The 21299-nt window shown below is 54.3% G+C and carries 13 protein-coding genes and 1 pseudogene; 9 read left to right on the top strand and 5 right to left on the bottom strand.

The window, feature by feature from the left end; all coding sequences use genetic code 11:
* Window position 1 precedes the first annotated feature (1 nt).
* The 5 genes and pseudogenes from bcsZ to ACLJR2_RS04320 all read left to right on the top strand — a co-directional run bounded on the left by bcsZ (window position 2) and on the right by ACLJR2_RS04320 (window position 9964).
* Entirely contained in the window at window positions 2-1111 is a 1110-nt protein-coding gene (gene bcsZ / locus ACLJR2_RS04340; RefSeq protein WP_000988793.1) for a cellulose synthase complex periplasmic endoglucanase BcsZ, read from the top strand.
* Window positions 1093-4635, top strand: a complete 3543-nt coding sequence (gene bcsC / locus ACLJR2_RS04335) for a cellulose synthase complex outer membrane protein BcsC (protein WP_001225184.1) — start codon at window positions 1093-1095, stop codon at window positions 4633-4635. Before bcsZ ends, bcsC begins: the two co-directional genes overlap by 19 nt.
* Window positions 4636-4808: 173 nt before the next feature.
* Window positions 4809-6815, top strand: coding sequence for a biofilm formation regulator HmsP (gene hmsP / locus ACLJR2_RS04330; RefSeq protein ID WP_001266348.1), 2007 nt, complete (start codon window positions 4809-4811; stop codon window positions 6813-6815).
* 157 nt (window positions 6816-6972) lie between these two features.
* A pseudogene (gene dctA / locus ACLJR2_RS04325) lies at window positions 6973-8257 on the top strand (C4-dicarboxylate transporter DctC).
* A gap of 219 nt (window positions 8258-8476) precedes the next feature.
* Entirely contained in the window at window positions 8477-9964 is a 1488-nt protein-coding gene (locus tag ACLJR2_RS04320) for a M16 family metallopeptidase (protein WP_001163182.1), read from the top strand.
* Between the two features lie 53 nt (window positions 9965-10017).
* Here ACLJR2_RS04320 and ACLJR2_RS04315 read toward each other — a convergent pair whose 3' ends face one another.
* Window positions 10018-10947, bottom strand: a complete 930-nt coding sequence (locus tag ACLJR2_RS04315; RefSeq protein WP_000037575.1) for a sugar kinase — start codon at window positions 10945-10947, stop codon at window positions 10018-10020.
* 229 nt (window positions 10948-11176) lie between these two features.
* Here ACLJR2_RS04315 and pdeH point away from each other — a divergent pair, with 229 nt between their 5' ends.
* Both pdeH and ACLJR2_RS04305 read left to right on the top strand, forming a co-directional pair.
* Complete coding sequence (gene pdeH, locus ACLJR2_RS04310; RefSeq protein WP_000595623.1) at window positions 11177-11944, top strand: cyclic-guanylate-specific phosphodiesterase; 768 nt, start codon at window positions 11177-11179, stop codon at window positions 11942-11944.
* Between the two features lie 109 nt (window positions 11945-12053).
* A complete protein-coding gene (locus ACLJR2_RS04305; RefSeq protein WP_000158680.1) occupies window positions 12054-14114 on the top strand; it encodes an AsmA family protein in 2061 nt (686 codons plus the stop codon).
* Between the two features lie 39 nt (window positions 14115-14153).
* On the opposite strand, the gene ACLJR2_RS04300 is transcribed toward ACLJR2_RS04305, so the two are convergent.
* From ACLJR2_RS04300 to ACLJR2_RS04290, 3 genes are all read right to left on the bottom strand, one after another.
* A complete protein-coding gene (locus tag ACLJR2_RS04300; RefSeq protein WP_001148983.1) occupies window positions 14154-15476 on the bottom strand; it encodes an MFS transporter in 1323 nt (440 codons plus the stop codon).
* A gap of 350 nt (window positions 15477-15826) precedes the next feature.
* On the bottom strand, window positions 15827-16855 hold the full coding sequence (yhjD, locus tag ACLJR2_RS04295) for an inner membrane protein YhjD (RefSeq protein ID WP_000191227.1): 1029 nt from the start codon (window positions 16853-16855) through the stop codon (window positions 15827-15829).
* 72 nt (window positions 16856-16927) lie between these two features.
* Window positions 16928-17827 carry a LysR family transcriptional regulator gene (locus tag ACLJR2_RS04290; RefSeq protein WP_000358046.1) on the bottom strand — a complete coding sequence of 300 codons (900 nt, stop codon included), beginning with the start codon at window positions 17825-17827 and terminating at the stop codon, window positions 16928-16930.
* 630 nt (window positions 17828-18457) lie between these two features.
* Between ACLJR2_RS04290 and ACLJR2_RS04285 the strand changes: the two genes are divergently transcribed.
* A complete protein-coding gene (locus tag ACLJR2_RS04285; RefSeq protein WP_001196081.1) occupies window positions 18458-19060 on the top strand; it encodes a response regulator transcription factor in 603 nt (200 codons plus the stop codon).
* 5 nt (window positions 19061-19065) lie between these two features.
* On the opposite strand, the gene ACLJR2_RS04280 is transcribed toward ACLJR2_RS04285, so the two are convergent.
* Entirely contained in the window at window positions 19066-19422 is a 357-nt protein-coding gene (locus ACLJR2_RS04280) for a glycoside hydrolase family protein (RefSeq protein ID WP_001120251.1), read from the bottom strand.
* Between the two features lie 280 nt (window positions 19423-19702).
* Here ACLJR2_RS04280 and ACLJR2_RS04275 point away from each other — a divergent pair, with 280 nt between their 5' ends.
* Window positions 19703-21292: an STY4199 family HEPN domain-containing protein gene (locus ACLJR2_RS04275; RefSeq protein ID WP_000185016.1), complete on the top strand. Its 1590-nt coding sequence runs from the start codon at window positions 19703-19705 to the stop codon at window positions 21290-21292.
* Window positions 21293-21299: the final 7 nt, after the last annotated feature.

The raw sequence follows: 21299 nt of genomic DNA, 5'->3' as shown, positions 1-21299 counted from the left end.
CATGATGACTATGCTGTGCGGATGGATAACGATGATCGTCATGCTGACGGCAATAAATGCGCAGGCGGCCTGTAGCTGGCCTGCGTGGGAACAGTTCAAGAAAGATTACATTAGCCAGCAGGGACGCGTTATCGATCCGGGCGATGCGCGAAAAATTACCACCTCCGAAGGGCAAAGCTACGCCATGTTCTTTGCCCTGGCGGCGAACGATCGACCGGCGTTCGCGCAACTGTTTAACTGGACGCAAAACAATCTGGCGCAGGGATCGCTGCGTGAACATCTGCCCGCCTGGCTGTGGGGGCAAAAAGATCCCGACACCTGGTCGGTGCTGGACAGCAACTCCGCGTCCGACGGCGATATCTGGATGGCATGGTCGCTGCTGGAGGCCGGTCGTCTGTGGAAAGAGACGCGTTATACCGAGGTGGGCACGGCGTTGCTAAAACGCATCGCCCGCGAAGAGGTCGTGAATGTGCCGGGGCTGGGCTCAATGCTGCTACCTGGCAAAATCGGCTTTGCCGAGGCGAATAGCTGGCGTTTTAACCCAAGCTATCTGCCGCCGCAGTTGGCGCAATACTTTAGCCGTTTTGGCGCGCCGTGGTCGACGTTACGGGAAACCAATTTGCGGCTTTTGCTGGAAACCGCGCCGAAAGGTTTCTCGCCGGACTGGGTGCGTTATGAAAGCAAGCAAGGCTGGCAGTTGAAAGCGGAAAAGACGCTGATCAGTAGCTACGATGCGATTCGCGTCTATTTATGGGCGGGAATGATGCATGATGGCGATCCGCAAAAAGCGCGTTTACTGGCGCGATTTAAACCGATGGCGACGTTAACGATGAAAAACGGCGTTCCACCGGAGAAAGTGGATGTCGTCAGCGGGAACGCGCAAGGGACGGGGCCGGTCGGGTTTTCCGCCGCCTTACTGCCTTTCCTGCAAAATCGCGACGCCCAGGCCGTGCAGCGACAGCGGGTCGCAGACCATTTTCCTGGCAGCGATGCCTATTACAACTATGTGCTGACTCTCTTTGGACAAGGCTGGGATCAGCACCGTTTTCGCTTCACCGTCAAAGGTGAATTATTACCTGACTGGGGCCAGGAATGCGTAAGTTCACGTTAAGTCTCATGCACGCTTTTTTGCCGGCTGGCGGTCGAAACGCCTTACCTGGCAAAAGGGGCGTTTCTCGGGCATTGTTGGGTTTATCGCTTGGTATGGCGCTAACACCGCTTGCCGGCGCAGCGACCTCCGCGCAGCAACAGTTGCTGGAGCAGGTTCGGCTGGGCGAGGCCACGCACCGTGAGGACTTAGTCCGTCAGTCGCTCTATCGCCTGGAGCTGATCGACCCCAATGATCCACAGGTTATCGCTGCCCGTTTCCGCTATTTGTTGCGCCAGGGGGATAGCGACGGGGCACAGAAGCTACTTGACCGGCTGGCGCAACTGGCGCCGGAGTCGACGGCGTATCAATCTTCCCGCACCGCGATGCTGCTCTCCACGCCGCAAGGACGCCAGTCTTTGCAGGAGGCGCGTTTACTGGCGACGACCGGCCATACTGAACAAGCGATCGCCAGCTACGACAAGTTGTTTAAAGGTTATCCGCCGGAGGGCGAACTGGCGGTCGAATACTGGACGACCGTGGCGAAATTGCCCGCCCGCCGTCACGAAGCGATTAACCAGCTACAGAAAATTAATGCCGTCAGTCCGGGTAATAACGCTCTGCAAAATGCGCTGGCGCAACTGTTGTTCGCCAGCGGGCGGCGCGATGAGGGATTCGCGGTGCTAAAACAGATGGCGAAATCCAGTATGGGACGCAGCGCGGCCTCCGCCATCTGGTACCAGCAGATAAAAGATCTCCCGGTGAGCGACGCCAGCGTAAAAGCGTTGCAAGACTATCTGACGCAGTTTAGCGAAGGCGATAGCGTGTCTGCCGCCCGCGCCCAGCTTAGCGAGCAGCAAAAACAGTTAGCCGATCCGGCGTTCCGCGCGCGCTCGCAGGGCATCGCGGCGGTTAATGCCGGAGAAGGCGGTAAGGCCATTGCGCAATTGCAGCAGGCGGTAAGCGCCCGGCAGGACGACAGCGAGGCGGTCGGCGCGCTGGGGCAGGCATACTCACAGCGTGGCGATCGCGCCCGCGCCGTCGCGCAGTTTGAAAAGGCGCTGGCGATAGCGCCGCACAGCAGCAGCCGCGATAAGTGGGAGAGTCTGCTGAAGGTCAATCGCTACTGGCTGTTAATTCAGCAGGGCGACGCGGCCTTAAAAGCGAATAATCTGGCCCAGGCGGAGCGTTTCTATCAGCAGGCGCGAGCGGTGGATAACACCGACAGCTACGCGGTACTGGGGCTGGGGGATGTGGCGATGGCGCGCAAAGATAATGCCGCCGCCGAACGTTATTATCAGCAGACGCTGCGTATGGATAGCGGTAATACCAATGCTGTACGCGGGCTGGCGAATCTTTATCGCCAGCAGTCGCCGCAAAAAGCCGCCGCGTTTATCGCTTCTCTTTCCGCCAGCCAGCGGCGCAGTATCGACGATATCGAACGCAGTCTGGAAAATGACCGTCTGGCGCAGCAGGCGGAAACGCTGGAAAGCGAGGGCAAATGGGCGCAGGCCGCAGAACTGCACCGTCGTCGGCTGGCATTAGATCCGGGGAGCGTGTGGGTGACGTACCGACTGTCACGCGATCTGTGGCAGGCCGGGCAGCACGCCCAGGCCGATGCGCAAATGCGCTCTCTGGCGCAGCAGAAGCCAAACGATCCGGAACAGGTCTATGCTTATGGGCTTTATCTTTCCGGCAGCGATCGGGACCGGGCGGCGCTGGCGCATCTCAATACCCTACCGACCAGCCAGTGGAACAGCAATATTCAGGAACTGGCGGGCCGATTGCAAAGTAACCAGGTGCTGGAAAGCGCTAACCGCTTGCGCGATAGCGGCAAAGAACGCGAAGCGGAAGCGTTGTTACGTCAGCAGCCGCCCTCTACGCGCATTGCGTTAACGTTGGCGGACTGGGCGCAGCAGCGTGGCGATAATGCGGCGGCCCGCGCCGCTTATGACGCCGTTCTGGCGCGGGAACCGGGTAATGTCGATGCCATGCTGGGGCGGGTAGAAATCGACATCGCACAGGGCGATAACGCCGCGGCGCGCGCTCAGCTGGCGGCGCTGCCTGCGTCGCAAATCACCTCTATTAACATGCAGCGCCGCGTCGCGCTGGCGCAGCTCCAGCTTGGCGATATCACGGCGGCGGCGCGGACCTTCAACCGCATTACGCCGCAGGCAAAAGCACAGCCGCCATCAATGGAAAGCGCGATGGTATTGCGTGACGCCGCCGCTTTTCAGGCGCAAACGGGCGAGCCGCAGCGGGCGCTGGAGACCTACAAAGACGCAATGGTCGCCGCGGCGATTACGCCGGTTCGTCCCCAGGATAACGATACCTTTACCCGCCTGACGCGCAATGATGAAAAAGACGACTGGCTAAAACGCGGCGTGCGTAGCGATGCGGCGGAGTTGTACCGTCAGCAGGATCTCAATGTCACGTTGGCGCACGATTATTGGGGGTCGAGCGGGACTGGCGGCTACTCCGATCTGAAGGCGCATACCACGATGCTTCAGGTGGATGCGCCCTGGTCGGACGGACGGGCGTTCTTTCGTACTGATATGGTGAATATGGATGTTGGCCGTTTCTCTACGGATGCGGACGGAAAATACGATAATAACTGGGGTACCTGTACGCTGGAGAAATGCAGCGGACATCGTAGCCAGGCCGATACGGGCGCGAGCGTGGCGGTCGGCTGGCAGAATGAGACCTGGCGCTGGGATATCGGCACGACGCCGATGGGCTTTAATGTCGTTGATGTGGTCGGCGGCGTCAGCTACAGCGACGATATCGGGCCGTTGGGTTATACCCTGAACGCGCATCGTCGCCCGATCTCCAGCTCGCTGCTGGCGTTTGGCGGGCAAAAGGACGCCAGCAGCAATACCGGCACCAAATGGGGCGGCGTGCGGGCCAACGGCGGCGGCGTCAGTCTCAGCTATGATAAAGGCGAAGCAAACGGTGTCTGGGCGTCGCTCAGCGGCGACCAGTTGAGTGGTAAAAATGTGGAAGATAACTGGCGCGTGCGCTGGATGACCGGTTATTACTATAAGGTGATTAACGAGAATAACCGCCGCGTTACCGTCGGGCTGAATAACATGATCTGGCATTACGACAAAGATCTGAGCGGTTATTCACTGGGTCAGGGCGGTTATTATAGCCCGCAGGAATACCTGTCGTTTGCGGTGCCGGTGATGTGGCGGCAGCGTACGGAAAACTGGTCGTGGGAGCTAGGCGGCTCGGTATCCTGGTCGCACTCCCGCACCCGTACCATGCCGCGTTATCCGCTGATGAATTTGATCCCGGCAGATTATCAGGAGGATGCGCGTGACCAGACCAACGGCGGCGGCAGCAGCCAGGGATTTGGCTATACCGCGCGGGCGCTCATTGAACGCCGTGTTACTGCCAACTGGTTTGTGGGTACGGCTGTCGATATTCAGCAGGCGAAAGATTATACCCCCAGTCATCTGCTGCTGTATGTCCGTTATTCCGCGGCGGGCTGGCAGGGGGATATGGATTTACCGCCGCAGCCTCTGGTGCCTTACGCTGACTGGTAATCATTGCGTCAGGCCTACGAATTGACAGGCGTCGTAGGCCTGAGAAGCGCAGCGCCATCAGACGCTATCATTAACCGTTATTCAGAAAAGTCCTTTTCAGATACAGCCTCTCTTAATGCCGCTGCAATCGGGTATACTCAGGCGGCAGTCCGGGATATCCAGGGAGAGTCAATTTGCGCGTCAGCCGCTCGTTAACAATTAAACAGATGGCAATGGTTGCGGCCGTTGTCATGGTGTTTGTTTTTGTCTTTTGCACCGTTTTGTTGTTCCATCTGGTACAGCAGAACCGCTACAACACGGCTACGCAACTGGAAAGCATCGCGCGATCTGTTCGGGAACCTCTTTCTTCCGCGATTTTAAAAGCGGATCTCCCCGGCGCGGAAACCATTCTGGAAAGTATTAAACCTGCGGGCGTGGTGAGTCGCGCCGATGTGGTATTGCCGAATCAGTTCCAGGCGTTGCGTAAGCGCTTCATTCCTGAACGCCCCGTCCCGGTTATGGTGACGCGTCTCTTCGAACTGCCGGTACAAATTTCTTTGCCGGTTTATTCGCTGGAGCGTCCCGCCAATCCGCAACCGCTGGCCTACCTTGTATTGCAGGCGGATTCGTACCGTATGTACAAGTTCGTCATGAGCGCGCTCTCTACGTTAGTGACCATTTACTTACTTCTATCGCTGATCCTGACGGTGGCCATCGCCTGGTGCGTAAACCGCCTGATTGTGCATCCGCTGCGCAAAATCGCCCGCGAGCTGAACGACATTCCGCAGCAGGAGCTGATCGGACATCAGCTGGCGTTGCCGCGTTTGCATCAGGATGATGAAATTGGAATGCTGGTGCGCAGCTATAACCTCAACCAGCAGCTTATGCAGCGTCAACGCGAGGAGCAAACGGACAACGCGATGCGTTTTCCGGTTTCCGAGCTGCCCAATAAAGCCTTTTTAATGGCATTGCTGGAACAGGTTATCGCCCGCCAACAGACCACCGCGCTTATCATCGTGACGTGCGAAACGTTGCGTGACACGGCAGGCGTGCTGCAAGAAACGCAGCGGGAGATTCTATTACTGACGTTGGTTGAGAAGCTGAAGTCGGTGCTGGCGCCGCGCATGGTGCTTACGCAGGTCAGCGGGTATGACTTTGCCATTATCGCCCACGGCGTCAAAGAGCCGTGGCACGCCATCACATTAGGTCAGCAAATACTCACTATCATTAATGAACGACTACCCATTCAGGGTATTCAACTGCGCCCAAGCTGCAGTATTGGCATTGCGATGTATTATGGCGATCTGACCGCCGAAGAGCTCTATGGTCGCGCCGTCTCCGCCGCGTTTACCGCGCGCCGAAAAGGTAAAAATCAAATCCAGTTCTTTGACCCGGCGCAGATGGAGGCCGCTCAACAGCGCCTTACCGAAGAGAGCGATATCCTTACCGCGCTGGATAACCATCAGTTTGCCATTTGGCTGCAGCCGCAGGTCGAGATGCGCAGCGGCAACGTATTAAGTGCCGAAGCCTTGTTACGTATGCAACAGCCGGACGGTAGCTGGGAATTACCAGATGGGCTGATTGAGCGCATTGAATCCTGCGGCCTGATGGTCACGGTGGGCCATTGGGTGCTGGAAGAGTCCTGCCGCCAGCTTGCCGCCTGGCAGGAGCGCGGCGTGACATTGCCGCTCTCCGTCAATCTTTCCGCGTTACAGCTCATGCACCCTGGCATGGTGTCGGAGCTGCTGGAATTGTTAAACCGCTATCGTATTCAACCGGGTACGCTGATTCTTGAGGTCACTGAAAGCCGCCGTATCGACGATCCGCACGCTGCCGTCGCTATCTTACGTCCGTTACGTAATGCTGGCGTGCGTATCGCACTGGATGATTTTGGCATGGGTTACGCGGGGCTGCGCCAGTTACAGCATATGAAGTCGCTACCGGTCGATATCCTTAAAATTGATAAAATGTTTGTCGATGGGTTACCGGATGATCACAGTATGGTGACGGCGATTATTCTGATGGCCCGCAGTCTTAATTTACAATTGATTGCCGAGGGCGTGGAGAACGAGGCGCAACGCGCGTGGCTGGAACAGGCGGGAGTCAACGTCGCGCAAGGCTTCCTGTTTGCTCGGCCCGTTCCCGCGGATATCTTTGAAGAACGGTATCTGTCGCACGAAAATCCTGATTACAAAAGTTAAAAAAGGTCGCGCTTGTGCGAGCCAGCTCAAACTTTTTAACATTTTTGTTTCAATTATGATCTTGGCGCATTTCTGTCATGTTGTGTGGGTGTTATTTTAAGGCCGCAGGTTACTCATAACCTTACAAGACCTGTGGTTTTTACTTCAAGGACACCCTATGAAAACCTCTCTGTTCAAAAGTCTTTATTTTCAGGTCCTGACAGCAATCGCCATTGGTATTCTCCTTGGCCATTACTATCCTGAACTGGGCGCACAAATGAAACCGCTTGGCGACGCGTTCGTTAAGCTCATTAAGATGATCATCGCTCCTGTCATTTTCTGTACTGTCGTGACGGGCATCGCAGGCATGGAAAGCATGAAAGCGGTGGGCCGTACCGGCGCGGTCGCGCTGCTTTACTTTGAAATTGTCAGTACGATTGCGCTGATTATCGGTCTTATCATCGTCAACGTTGTGCAACCTGGCGCCGGGATGAACGTCGATCCGGCAACGCTGGATGCGCAGGCGGTGGCCGTTTATGCCGCACAAGCCAAGGAGCAGGGCATTATTGCCTTCCTGATGGATGTCATACCGGGCAGCGTGATCGGCGCGTTTGCCAGCGGCAACATTCTGCAGGTCTTACTGTTTGCGGTGTTGTTTGGTTTTGCGCTGCACCGTTTGGGCAGCAAAGGCCAGCTCATTTTCAATGTGATTGAGAGTTTTTCGCAGGTCATTTTCGGCATCATCAATATGATCATGCGCCTGGCGCCGATTGGCGCATTCGGCGCGATGGCCTTCACCATCGGTAAATACGGCGTCGGTTCTCTGGTGCAACTGGGGCAGCTCATTATCTGCTTCTATATCACCTGTATTCTCTTCGTGGTGGTGGTGCTGGGGACGATTGCACGGGTAACGGGCTTTAGCATTTTTAAATTTATTCGCTATATCCGGGAAGAATTACTCATTGTGCTCGGCACCTCCTCTTCCGAGTCAGCGTTGCCGCGTATGCTCAATAAGATGGAAAAACTGGGGTGCCGTAAATCGGTGGTGGGGCTGGTGATCCCGACGGGGTATTCGTTCAACCTTGATGGCACCTCTATCTACCTGACGATGGCGGCGGTGTTTATCGCCCAGGCGACCAACAGCCATATGGATATCTTCCACCAGATCACGCTGCTGGTCGTGCTGCTGCTCTCGTCAAAAGGCGCCGCGGGCGTGACCGGAAGCGGCTTTATCGTGCTGGCGGCCACTATCTCCGCCGTGGGCCATTTACCGGTTGCGGGACTGGCGTTAATCCTCGGTATCGACCGCTTTATGTCCGAAGCGCGCGCTGACTAACCTGGTGGGTAACGGCGTGGCGACGGTGGTGGTTGCCAAATGGGTGAAAGAGTTAGATCACCAAAAGCTGGACGATGTGCTTAATAATCGTGCGCCGGATGGCAAAACGCACGAAATTTCCTCCTAATCTCGCCACTTATGCCCGTAGTCCCTTCCAGGACTGCGGGTGTTTGCGCATAATTGACCCCTGCGCCCAAAGCATACAGCATGATGCTTAGGGATTATTTCACTTCTTCCGTGACATTTTTAGGTTCTCGCGGTCTAACACGAAGTGTTTTTACGTCATATTCAGACATCCCTGCCGGGGCTGTCTTTTTATTACCAGGATTGTTGATCAGGGGTTCACATGCAGGGCACAAAAATTCGACTCTTAGCGGGCAGTCTGTTGATGTTGGCCTCTGCCGGCTATGTGCAGGCAGATGCGCTCCAGCCCGATCCGGCATGGCAACAGGGGACGCTGGCTAATGGGTTACAGTGGCAAGTGTTGGCTACGCCTCAGCGCCCCAGCGATCGTATTGAAGTTCGTCTCCAGGTTAATACCGGTTCGCTCACCGAAAGTACGCAACAGAGCGGGTTCAGCCATGCGATTCCCCGTATCGCGCTGACGCAAAGCGGTGGTCTGGATGCCGCACAGGCACGTTCTTTATGGCAGCAAGGGTTTGATCCGAAACGTCCCATGCCGCCCGTTATTGTTTCTTATGATTCCACGCTCTATAACCTCAGTTTACCCAATAACCGTAACGATCTGCTGAAAGAAGCGCTGACCTATCTGGCTAACGTCTCCGGTAAATTAACCATTACGCCAGAGACGGTGAATCATGCGTTAAGCAGCGAAGATATGGTTGCGACGTGGCCAGCAGATACTAAAGAGGGCTGGTGGCGTTATCGGCTGAAAGGGTCGGCGTTATTGGGGCACGATCCCGCGGAACCGTTAAAGCAGCCGGTAGACGCAGCCAAAATTCAGGCTTTCTATGAAAAATGGTACACCCCGGATGCCATGACGCTGATTGTTGTCGGCAACATTGATGCGCGCTCCGTCGCCGAGCAGATCAATAAAACGTTCGGTACGCTGAAAGGTAAACGCGAAACGCCCGCCCCGGTGCCGACGCTTTCGCCGCTGCGGGCGGAATCAGTGAGCATTATGACCGATGCGGTGCGCCAGGATCGTCTCTCCATTATGTGGGATACGCCGTGGCAACCGATTCGCGAGTCGGCGGCGCTGTTGCGCTACTGGCAGGCGGATCTGGCGCGCGAAGCGCTGTTCTGGCATATCCAGCAAGAGCTTACTAAAAATAACGCGAAAGATATTGGTCTGGGGTTTGACTGCCGGGTTCTGTTCCTGCGCGCGCAGTGCGCCATCAACATTGAATCACCTAATGATAAGCTCAATACCAATTTGAGCCTGGTGGCGAATGAACTGGCGAAAGTACGCGATAAAGGTTTGTCGGAAGAGGAGTTTACTGCGCTGGTGGCGCAGAAAAATCTCGAATTGCAAAAGCTGTTCGCGACCTACGCGCGTACCGATACTGACATTTTGACTGGACAGCGTATGCGCTCGCTGCAGAATCAAGTGGTGGATATCGCGCCGGAGCAGTATCAGAAGCTGCGTCAGAATTTCCTCAACAGCCTGACCGTCGATATGCTCAATCAGAATCTACGTCAGCAGCTATCGCAGGAGATGGCATTAATTTTGCTGCAACCGCAAGGCGAGCCGGAATTTAATATGAAGGCGTTAAAGGCGACGTGGGATGAAATCATGGTCCCGACAACTGCCGCCGCTGTTGAAGCAGATGAGGCGCATCCGGAAGTGACGGAAACACCGGCGGCACAGTAAGCTGCCGCCTGTCGGCCCGGTAAGCGCAGCGCCACCGGGCAAGAGCGAATGACTTACTGCGGCATCGCGTCGTGCGGAATAATGGCCCCACGGTACTGAATCACCGTGCTGGCCGTCAGGTGTCCGCGCTTCGCGGCATCCGTCGCGCTGCCGCCCGTCAAACGAACGGCCAGATAACCGGCGCTGAAGGAGTCGCCTGCGGCAGTGGTGTCTATCACTTTCTCTTTCGGCAGTTTCACTGCCGGAACGTCAATGAGCGCCTCGCCCTGAATCGAGACCAGGCAAGAGTCCGCCCCGCGTTTTACCACCACTTCCTGCACGCCTGCCGCATGGGTGCGGGCAATGACCTCTTCCACCGGTTGTTGACCCCATAGTGCGTCTTCATCGTCCAGTGTCAGGAAGGCGATATCAGTACATTCCAGCATCTTTTGATAGACCTGCTGCGTTTCTTCGCGACTTGTCCATAAACGCGGGCGATAGTTATTATCAAAAATGACTTTCCCGCCGTTGGCCCGACATTCACGCAATAAAGATAGCAGCTTATCACGGCTGGTCGGGCTTAAAATTGCGAGGCTAATGCCGCTCAGGTAGAGATAATCGAAGGTCGCCAGCGCCTCGCAGATAGCCGCTGACTGCTCGCTCTCCAGCCAGAATTTCGCTGCCGCTTCGTTACGCCAGTAGTAGAAGGTACGCTCGCCAGTATCATCGGTTTCGATGTAATAGAGGCCTGGCAGGCGATTTTCCATCCGCTGCGTTAGCGAGGTATCCACATTTTCATGCTGCCACGCCTCCAGCATCTGTTGGCTGAAACTGTCGGTACCCAGCGCCGTCACATAGTGAACGGCCAGAGCGGCAGAATCGACCTGACGGGCAATATAAACGGAGGTATTCAGCGTGTCGCCGCCGAAGCCGCGCTGAACATCAGCGCCTTTCTGCGACAGCTCAATCATGCATTCGCCAATCACGGCAATCTTTTTAGACATAGTCGTGAACCTGATCTGTAAAAATTAGCGTTAGTGTGCGCTGTGGATGTTTAGTGGTCAATAATATTAAAACATCGGTCCATTATTTTTTTGAGCAAGTGCGTATTTTTGACAAGTTTCGTGGTCTGTTTTTTATTTTGCCAGGGACCGAGGGTAAAGTTCTCTGCCTGAACGCCGATAACCTTTGACGAGTCCGGACAGTCACACTCCCATTAACAGGACAACTGAGATGATAAAGCAGGTTATCCAGCAGCTACGCGTTCCTGATGCAGGTATAGAGAATTTGCAGGAACGGCGCTATTGGCTGCAATGCGAGCGTGCCTATACTTACCAGCCGATATACCAGACGGATGGCCGTCTGATGGCGGTTGAACTTCTCACTGTCGTCACCCATCCTGATAACCCTTCCAGACGTATTGCCCCGGATCGTTATTTCGCGGAGTTAGCGGTTCGACACCGCATTGACGTAGTGAAAGAACAACTTCATCAGCTTGAACAAAAAGCGGATTTTTTCACTCGCCATCACTTATTGGCATCGGTCAATGTCGATGGCCCTACGCTGATTGCCATGCGACGACAGCCGGACATTCTGGCCGCGATGGAGCGCTTACCCTGGCTGCGTTTCGAACTGGTGGAACATATTCGTTTGCCGAAAGACTCCTCTTTCGCCTCGATGTGTGAGTTCGGCCCGCTGTGGCTGGATGATTTTGGTACAGGCATGGCCAATTTTTCAGCGCTGAGCGAAGTGCGTTATGACTACATTAAAGTGGCGCGCGAGCTATTCGTCATGCTGCGTCAGTCCGCGGAGGGGCGCAACCTGTTCATTCTGCTGCTGCAACTGATGAACCGCTACTGCCGCGGCGTTATTGTCGAGGGCGTGGAGACGCTGGAAGAGTGGCGTGATGTGCAGCGTTCGCCCGCCTTTGCTGCCCAGGGCTATTTTCTTTCTCGACCCGTGCCGCTGATATCGCTCGAAGAGGTGATTCTGACCCTGTAACGCCAGACTGTTCCCGTAATACGTGGTATTACGAGGCGCGGTCATCCTCCTTTTTCGTCTGGCTGAACTATCTTTAGGACAGGCAAGGGAAGAAGTGAGGAAATAACACATGACTAAAGCAGGCAAAATAACCGCCGCCATCACAGGGACTTTCTTGTTGTTGATCGCCATAGTGATTTTGTTGATCGCAACATTTGACTGGAACCGCCTCAAACCGACCATCAACCAGAAAGTCTCTACCGAATTGAACCGGCCTTTCGCTATTCGCGGCGATTTAGGCGTGGTGTGGGAACGCCAAAAACAGGAGACCGGCTGGCGAAGCTGGGTACCGTGGCCGCATGTTCACGCGGAAGACGTCATTCTCGGCAATCCGCCGGATATTCCGGAAGTTACGATGGTACATCTGCCACGCGTTGAGGCGACGCTTGCCCCGCTGGCGCTCCTGACCAAAACCGTCTGGCTGCCGTGGATCAAACTGGTGAAACCCGACGCGCGTCTTATTCGTCTGTCCGAGAAAACCAATAACTGGACCTTTAACCTCGCGCAAGACAAGAATACGGACCCCAATGCTAAACCTTCAGCCTGGTCCTTCCGGCTGGATAATATTCTCTTCGACCAGGGGCGAATCGCGATCGATGATAAGGTCAGTAAAGCGGATATCACTATTCTGGTCGATCCGTTAGGCAAACCGTTGCCGTTCAGCGAAGTGACGGGAACGAAAGGCAAAGCAGACAAATCCACCGTGGGCGACTATGTCTTCGGCCTGAAGGCGCAGGGGCGTTATAACGGGGAACCGTTGACCGGTACGGGCAAAATAGGCGGTATGTTGGCGCTACGCAGCGAAAGTACGCCTTTTCCTGTGCAGGCCGATTTCCGCTCTGGTAATACGCGGGTGGCTTTTAGCGGCGTGGTGAACGAGCCGATGAAAATGGGCGGCGTCGATCTGCGGCTTAAATTCTCTGGCGATTCACTGGGCGATTTATATGATTTAACCGGCGTGCTGCTGCCGGATACGCCGCCGTTTGAGACCGATGGGCGATTGGTGGCGAAAATTGACGCCGAAAAGTCATCGGTATTTGATTATCGCGGTTTTAATGGGCGCATTGGCGACAGTGATATCCACGGCTCCCTCACTTATACCACCGGTAAACCGCGCCCTAAACTGGAAGGCGATGTCGAATCGCGCCAGTTACGACTGGCCGATCTTGGGCCGCTGATTGGCGTGGATTCCGGGAAAGACGCTGAGCAGTCGAAACGGTCTGAACAGCGCAAAGGCGAGAAGAATGTTCAGCCGGCGGATAAAGTGTTGCCTTACGATCGCTTTGAAACCGACAAATGGGACGTTATGGACGCCGATGTCCGGTTTAAAGGCCGACGTATTGAGCATGGCGGCAGTCTACCGATTAGCGATCTTTCGACCCATATCATCCTAAAAAACGCCGACTTACGTCTACAGCCGCTGAAGTTTGGTCTGGCAGGCGGCAGTATTGTCTCCAACATCCATCTGGAAGGGGATAAAAAACCAATGCAGGGGCGGGCGGATATACAGGCGCGTCGGCTGAAGCTTAAAGAACTGATGCCGGATGTGGAGCTGATGCAGAAAACGCTGGGCGAGCTGAACGGCGATGCGGATATTCGCGGGACGGGCAACTCGGTCGCCGCGCTGCTTGGCAACAGTAACGGCAATCTCAAATTATTGATGAATGATGGATTGATTAGCCGCAACCTGATGGAAATCGTGGGGCTGAACGTCGGCAACTATATTGTCGGGCAGATTTTTGGCGATGACGAAGTGCGGGTTAACTGCGCGGCGGCGAATCTCAATATTGCGAACGGCGTGGCGCGACCGCAAATTTTTGCTTTTGATACAGAAAATGCGTTGATTAACGTGACCGGTACGGCGAGCTTCGCCTCTGAACAGCTCGATTTAACCATTGATCCGGAAAGTAAAGGGATTCGTATTATTACGCTGCGATCGCCGCTGTACGTGCGCGGGACATTTAAAAATCCGCAGGCGGGCGTCAAGCCCGGCCCGCTGATTGCGCGCGGCGCGGTTGCGGCAGCGCTGGCGACGTTGGTAACGCCCGCCGCCGCGCTATTGGCGCTCATTTCGCCCTCTGAAGGCGAAGCCAATCAGTGCCGGACGATTTTAACGCAGATGAAGCAGTAACGTGAAACGTAGCGCCGGATGATGCCATCCGGCGCCCTATTACAACGCCTGATGACGCGTCTCATGGGTTAACAGCAGTGCAATCAGCGTCAGCGCCGCCATTGACGCCAGGTAAACCCCTACCGCCGCCAGCCCGTAGTGGCTTTGCAGCCATGCGGCAATATACGGCGCGACGGAAGCGCCCAGAATCGATGATACATTGTAGGAAAACGATGCGCCGGTATAGCGCACTTCCGTCGGAAATAGCTCCGGCAGCAGCGCTCCCATTGGGCCGAAGGTCAGCCCCATCAGGCTCAGGCCTAACAACAGGAACACGAATACCAGCGCTGGATTGCCTGAACCCAGCAGCGGGGTAAAGGCGAACAACGCGAAGAGAATGATGAGCGTGGTAATGATGACCATGCTTTTCCGACGGCCAAATGCGTCCGCCAGCAGGCCGGCGATGGGCACCATCACGCCGAAACCAATCACCGCCATCATCAGCATCCACAGTATTTCATTGCGCGGCAAGCCAAGCCCCACCGGCGCGGCGGCAGTGCTGTAAGTCATGGAATAGACGGTCATGATATAGAACAGCGTGTAGGTCGCCAGCATAATAAACGTGCCGAGAACGGTTACGCGGACATGCTTCGTCAGCAACGTGCCCAGCGGTATTTTTACCTGTTTTTTCGCTGCGGCGACTTTCGCAAACACCGGCGTTTCATGCAGCGACACGCGCACATACAGGCCGATAATCACCAGCACCGCCGAGAAGATAAACGGCACGCGCCAGCCCCAGCTCATAAACTGCTCGTCGGTCAGCAGCCAGGAGAGCAACAGGAAGGTGCCATTGGCAAAAAAGAAGCCGATCGGCGCGCCCAACTGCGGGAAGGAGCCATACAGCGCGCGTTTGCGCGGCGGCGCATTCTCCGTCGCTAATAACGCCGCGCCGCCCCATTCGCCGCCCAGCCCCAGTCCCTGACCGAAACGCGCCAGCGCCAGCAGCAGCGGCGCGAAAATACCTATCGTCGCGTAGCCCGGTAACAGACCGATAATAACCGTGGAGATCCCCATCGTCAGCAGCGAAGCCACCAGCGTGACTTTGCGGCCTACCCGGTCGCCGAAGTGGCCGAATAGCGCAGAGCCGATCGGACGCGCCACAAACGCGATAGCGAAGGTGGCGAGCGATTGTAGCGTTGCCGCAGTGGGATCGCCCTGGGGGAAGAAGATAAGGGGGAACACGATCACCGCAGCGGTGGCGTAAATATAGAAGTCGAAGAACTCAATCGCGGTGCCGATAAGCGAGGCAATAACGACTTTATTGCGTGAGTTTACCGGAACATGTTCCTGCTCATGGTCGAGTGTTGTGGCGGTTGCTTGCATACTATTTTCTTATTTTTAGCGAACGAATAGCCATATTACGCACAGCAAAAGTTATATTTCAATGTGTAACAAAAGCCAAAAATGGTCAAAAAAAGCGCAAAAAGGGGATAATGTTTAAGCCAGCCATTTTGCGTCTATGAAATGCTTCACATAATTTTAGAATTGGTGGATAAAACTGGTTTATGGTTAAATAAAAGTTAATTACTGGATTTATATGCTGAAACAATGAGATGAGGCGGAAGGACGTGCCTGATTGTACCGCCGGGTACGCTTTGCTTGCCCGGCCTGGATCTACACATCAGTAGGCCGAATGACGACGCCGTGCGTGCCATTCGGCAGCAAGCCGCAGACTAGCGTTGCGTTTTACCCGGCATTCGCGGGTCGTCCTTGTATTCGGCGGTGGCTATCCAGGCCGCGCAGAATAACGTCAGGCGGGCAAAAAAGTAGAAGAATGCCATCAGACCGAGTACGGAGCCAAACGCCGCGCCGGAAGGCGATTTCACCAGTGACGGCAGCGTATAGGTCATAATGATTTTAATCACCTCAAAACCGATAGCGGCGATAAATGTCCCGCGAATCAACGCTTTTTTACGGGGACGATGGCGAGGCAGTCGCCAGAAAATCCAGAAAAAAAGTAGATAGTTGGCAAAAATAGAGATGGCCAGACCGATCAAATGCCAGGCCGGTTTTAACCATTCGATGCTGTCGAGGTACAAGGCGGAGATGATCATCTGCTGGGCGGAACCGGCAATGGAAGTAATGGACAGCGTAATGATTAAAGCGATTAATAATCCAATCAGCGAGATAAAATCGCGCAGATATTTGAGCCAGATTTTCTCCTGATCCTGCGGCTTGCGCTCCCAGACGTCCCGTGACTGGGCGCGAATCGCTTCCCGCAGGTTGCCCATCCAGTTAACGCCGGAATAGAGCGCGATACCCAGTCCGACCAGCCCTACCGTGGTACGCTGTTGAACCGCCGTATTAATCGTATTTTTAAGCGTGGACGCCAGCGTAGGATCGCTCACATTCATCAATATCTTGCTGAAAATATCTTCCAGTAGATTAGGGTGCGAGGCGAGGATAAAACCTGCCGCGGCAAAGGACACCATCATTATCGGGATCATCGACAGAAACGAAAAGTAGGTGATAGCCGCGCCAAACTGATTACCCAGTCGATCGTTAAAACGTTCGGTCGCGCGAATGAGGTGGGCCACCATTGGTTGACGCTGTATTTTTTGCATCAGGGTGGTGACGGAATGCAACGCCTGATTTGCCTTTTCGTTTTTTTCCAGGGCGTCATGCGGCTGCGTTTCTATTTTTTGTATCGGGTCGTGCTCCAGTTCCTGAATAGGGCGTTTTACGTCATTTTCCTGCGTCATCAGGTCGGTAGTCCTTCATCATTAATAGAATATGTCAGTATAGCTTCTCCCCGGTGGATGCTGAAAATGCGGCTACTCTGCGGCCTCTTTAATGGTTTCAGTCAGCCATACCATAAACAGGTGTACCCGGCGGGAAAGATTACGGCGATGGGGATAATGCAGCGTCACCGGCAGTGGAGCGGCGCGATATTGCGGTAAAATTTCAATGAGCGTTCCGGCGCGTAACGCCTCCCGTACAGCAATGCGCGGCGTCTGAATGATCCCTAATCCTGCCAGACAGGCCGTATGCCAGGTCTCTGTACTGTTTACCGTTAGCATTCCGCCGGTTTTTACCCACTGCATACCGTGGGGAGTTTCAAAGGCAAAACCCGGTGAAGAGACTCCCGGCGTCAATGAATAATGCACCACCGCATGTGAGGCGAGGTCGTCAAGGTTTTCTGGATACCCAAAGCGCGCCAGGTATTGTGGGCTGGCGCAGTTCACCCTTCTCAGTTTGCCAAGCGGGCGCGTCAGTATCCCTGGCGCATGTAGCGGCTCTGTGCGCACCACGCAGTCGAAATCTTCCCGTAGTAAATCGACTTGTCGATCGCTACTACAAAGTTCCAGCGCAATGCCGGGATACTGATGCAAAAAAGTGGGCAGGCGCGGCATGATAAGGCTGTTTGCGAGACATGGCGGTATATCTACCCGTATTTTGCCGCTGATACTGGCGGGATCAGGCTGGAAAAGACCCTCCAGTTCATCCAGGTTACTCAACAGATCTTTTGCCCGTTCGTAGTAAACCATTCCGTCCTGAGTAAGCTGTACCCGCCGGGTGGTGCGGTGGAGCAGGCGGATGCCCAGTTGATGTTCTAACGCTTGTATTTGCCGTGAGACGCTGCCTTTGGGAAGGCCGATATCCTCTGCTGCACGGGAAAAACTTTCCCGTTCCGCCACGCGTACAAACAATTTCATTGCATATATTTTATCCATCATCAGGCTCTATTATTGTTCTTATTGAAACAGTGACGCTGAAGCGGCTGGTTTTATTGATTTTCTAGCACCTAATAAGCCCTTTCGCAATCATTGCTCGCGTGACGAATACGTCTGATCGCGTTGCGCGGCGGATTTATCGCCTTCCGGCCAGGCATTTTAGCGCCAAAAAGCCGATAAACGGGACGAGAGCGGTAAAACACGCTGATAGCAGCGGGTGTAGTGGGAGAGAGAAATGTATGTACATACACGGTATTGTCATTGACCCATCGTCGCGGTTTTCAGGCGGATTGGCTATTTTTTAACAAAATGTGCTACTTTATTTTTTGTAACACATCAGGTGAAAAGCAGATATTTCCTTTGTGACGCGCCAGGCGTACTCTTCATTAAATTAATATTCAAATTAGCCTTGACTGTTCACGCTAATAAGATATTCCTTACTTTAAAAGGCTAATTTTAGCGAATTCTGTAATCCCGATGTTGAAGCTGTAAATATTCATAACCTTTCCCTTCCTCAACCAATGACTATCGGTAAAATGGCCTATACCAAATGGCGACTTCTTATTTTACCCTACGGGTAATACCCTTCCTCATCTTGAGACTATTATCTTACCCAGGTGGAGAAAAGTAATGCAGGTAATCATGTTTGACAGGCAGTCAATATTTATTCATGGAATGAAAATCAGTTTGCAGCAGCACATTCCAGGAATAAGTATCCAGAGTGTCGGTCAGGCAGAAGAACTCTGGCAAAAAATAGAAAGCGCGCCGGATGCGCTGGTCATGCTGGATAGCGGCCTGGATGCTGAATTTTGCCGCGAGGTGTTACAAAGAATCGCGCAGCAATTTCCGGAGGTGAAGATTATTATCACGGCGATGGATGGCAGTCAAAAGTGGCTGCATGAAGTCATGCAATTTAACGTTCAGGCCGTGGTGCCACGCGATTCTGATGCCGAAACCTTTGTCCTTGCGCTCAATGCTGTCGCTCGCGGGATGATGTTTTTACCGGGGGATTGGTTAAATTCAACGGAGCTGGAGTCCCGTGATATAAAAGCGTTAAGCGCCCGCCAGCGGGAAATTTTACAGATGCTTGCCGCAGGAGAATCAAATAAACAAATTGGGCGGGCGTTAAATATTAGTACCGGGACGGTTAAAGCGCATCTGGAGTCGCTTTACCGGCGGCTGGATGTAAAAAATCGTACCCAGGCCGCCATGATGTTAAATGAATCGAATTAACGACGTTAAATTCGCAGTCCGCTTATTTCTGGCTGTGAAATATCACCCGTATTGATTAATGATAAAAAACGCTGATGTCCGATGCTGAACATCAGCGCAATAAGCGTTTCGCGTTGAAACCGATCATTAAGTTCCGGCAAACAATTCTGTAGCAGCATATCGCAGCTATTGAGGTCATCCAGCAAGAATGCCTCCGCCTGGTCGGGCGTAATGAACGTCAGCGTCTCATCCGGCGTCAACATATGCCCGTAACCAATCACCCAGTTACCCTGCCGATCGCGATACTTTTCCAGCGACAGACCCTGCCACTGTTTAATAAACGCGATGCAGGCGGAGCTAAAGCGAGATGAAATGTGCGGCATGGCATCTTTCTCATAAAAAGCGCGATTATAAAGTGTGCTGCACGCGTGGCTAGCGGTCAGACGGCCAAACGCAGGCAGGGAAAAGGTCTATGCCGTTCAGCGTCACGCCGCGTTGACAGAATGAAAAACTGATGTTTTTGGTTAGTAACCGATCTTCTTATAAATTTGCAATCATTAAGATTAAGTCACTGAAATGTGGCTAAATCTGTTATATCTATGAAAAAACATAATTAAAAGAAAACGAAGATCTCGTCGCGGGATCGTCTTTTTAGGGAAGATAATGACGAATAGCGCTTCGCAGGCGACACGTGCGCCTTTTGAACATAGCCTGGGGATTATCCGCCAGGCATCAATAGAAATCCTGCTGCTGCTGGGTATTCATACCACCGAGGGAAAAGAGCCCCGGTGGTTCATGGAACAACTTGAGCAGGCGCGTCTTAACCTGGGCGGTTGGGGCGCGGTGGCGAAAAAATTGCGGATAAATGACGCGCAGTTGAGCCAGTTTATGCTGCAACTGCGTCACCTTCAGCAGCATGTTCCCCAGTATGACAGCGGGCAAGAGGTGAGCGAAAATCAACTCCTTGCCGCGTTGCGTTTTGTCACCTCGCTGGAACATCTACGTCAGCAGCAGCCGCTACTGACGTATCAAACTGAGCTGGAAGACCCCGACCAGGAGGCGCATCTTGAGGCGCAGCGTCAGCTTCGGGCGATAGAACTGACGTTAAAAGCGCTTATTGCGCGCGCATGGCCGGATCGGGCGTCGCTGAATCACTACCTCAAGCAAAATTTTGGCCCGGACCGTTTGCGCCAGTGGTTAAAACAGGGAGAAGATCAACATGCGCTGGAAGGCATGTTGTTCAGCGAACTGGCGCTTATGGTGGTCGATAAAAAATTATTTGCCCGTCATTACGTCAGAATTTTTAATGACGCCTCAGCGTTAACGCTGTTCGCCGAGTCGCGCACCACCCTGCGTATGTTTCTGGATGATTGCCGCCTCGCGCGAAACGAGGTTATCGCCAGGCAGCCGCTCACCTCAGCGCAGCTTATGCTGCTAAACGTTCAGTATCAGCAAATCGTTCGGCCCATCCAGCGCGCCTATGCCGAAAAACGTACTCGCGTGAATCCCGCTTCGTTTCTGCTGGCGGATGAACGTGAATTGCGCCAGTTCTGGGAAACCGCGCGGCTTAAAGATCGGCAGGCCGGGGGAGATAAGCATGAGATTAGCGAGAGCATAGAACCACCGCGTAAGCGGCCTCCGCGTACGCCTGAAGAGCGTGAGCAACTTATTTCCGGCACTTTGTGGGCCGGGGTTGGCGTCATGACGCTGGCGATACTGGCGGGCGCGTTCTGGCTATTTAGTTCGCCGTCGCCAGGCTCCGATAACGGGCAAACTCCCGCAATGGCGCAGGATGAACCGCCGCGCGAGGCGCCTTCCGCGCGGGAAACGCTCAATCATATGGGGATTACCTGGGATGCGTTTACCATGCGGGCGGCGATAGAGCGCAATGATACGCGGGTGACGGCGCTGTTCCTCCAGGGCGGAATGAACTGGCAGCTCGCGTGGACGGAGCAGGCGTTTGCGGCAGGACATACCGAGGTGCTGCAACTGTTGTTGCGTTATCCCGCGCTGATGGATGAGGTCAAACCCTGCCGACGATTTATCACAACGTTAAGTCATGACATGTCGAGCGGCGCGCCGCTGACCGCGATGCATAAAACCTATTTGCAAACGTTTTGCACCGTTCCGGCTGTTGTGACGCGCCAGCAGCACGATACGGAGCAGGCCCGATTGCGCGCTCAGGCCCGGCCCAGCGCAGACAATAAAAAATGGCTGAAAATTCAGTCAGCCATTTATGATGCGATTCACTGAGGTCGGA

Origin of the sequence: Salmonella sp. SAL03688 (assembly GCF_046551895.1) — a bacterium.
GTDB classification, from domain to species: Bacteria; Pseudomonadota; Gammaproteobacteria; order Enterobacterales; family Enterobacteriaceae; genus Salmonella; species Salmonella enterica.
This window is presented reverse-complemented; position numbering and strand designations above follow the sequence as displayed.

Excerpts from the sequence above, each read along its gene's own strand:
- bcsZ (WP_000988793.1), top strand. The coding sequence starts at position 2 with ATGATGACTATGCTGTGCGGATGGATAACGATGATCGTCATGCTGACG.
- bcsC (WP_001225184.1), top strand. The coding sequence starts at position 1,093 with ATGCGTAAGTTCACGTTAAGTCTCATGCACGCTTTTTTGCCGGCTGGC.
- ACLJR2_RS04320 (WP_001163182.1), top strand. The coding sequence starts at position 8,477 with ATGCAGGGCACAAAAATTCGACTCTTAGCGGGCAGTCTGTTGATGTTG.
- ACLJR2_RS04315 (WP_000037575.1), bottom strand. The coding sequence starts at position 10,947 with ATGTCTAAAAAGATTGCCGTGATTGGCGAATGCATGATTGAGCTGTCG.
- pdeH (WP_000595623.1), top strand. The coding sequence starts at position 11,177 with ATGATAAAGCAGGTTATCCAGCAGCTACGCGTTCCTGATGCAGGTATA.
- ACLJR2_RS04305 (WP_000158680.1), top strand. The coding sequence starts at position 12,054 with ATGACTAAAGCAGGCAAAATAACCGCCGCCATCACAGGGACTTTCTTG.
- ACLJR2_RS04300 (WP_001148983.1), bottom strand. The coding sequence starts at position 15,476 with ATGCAAGCAACCGCCACAACACTCGACCATGAGCAGGAACATGTTCCG.
- yhjD (WP_000191227.1), bottom strand. The coding sequence starts at position 16,855 with ATGACGCAGGAAAATGACGTAAAACGCCCTATTCAGGAACTGGAGCAC.
- ACLJR2_RS04290 (WP_000358046.1), bottom strand. The coding sequence starts at position 17,827 with ATGGATAAAATATATGCAATGAAATTGTTTGTACGCGTGGCGGAACGG.
- ACLJR2_RS04285 (WP_001196081.1), top strand. The coding sequence starts at position 18,458 with ATGCAGGTAATCATGTTTGACAGGCAGTCAATATTTATTCATGGAATG.
- ACLJR2_RS04280 (WP_001120251.1), bottom strand. The coding sequence starts at position 19,422 with ATGCCGCACATTTCATCTCGCTTTAGCTCCGCCTGCATCGCGTTTATT.
- ACLJR2_RS04275 (WP_000185016.1), top strand. The coding sequence starts at position 19,703 with ATGACGAATAGCGCTTCGCAGGCGACACGTGCGCCTTTTGAACATAGC.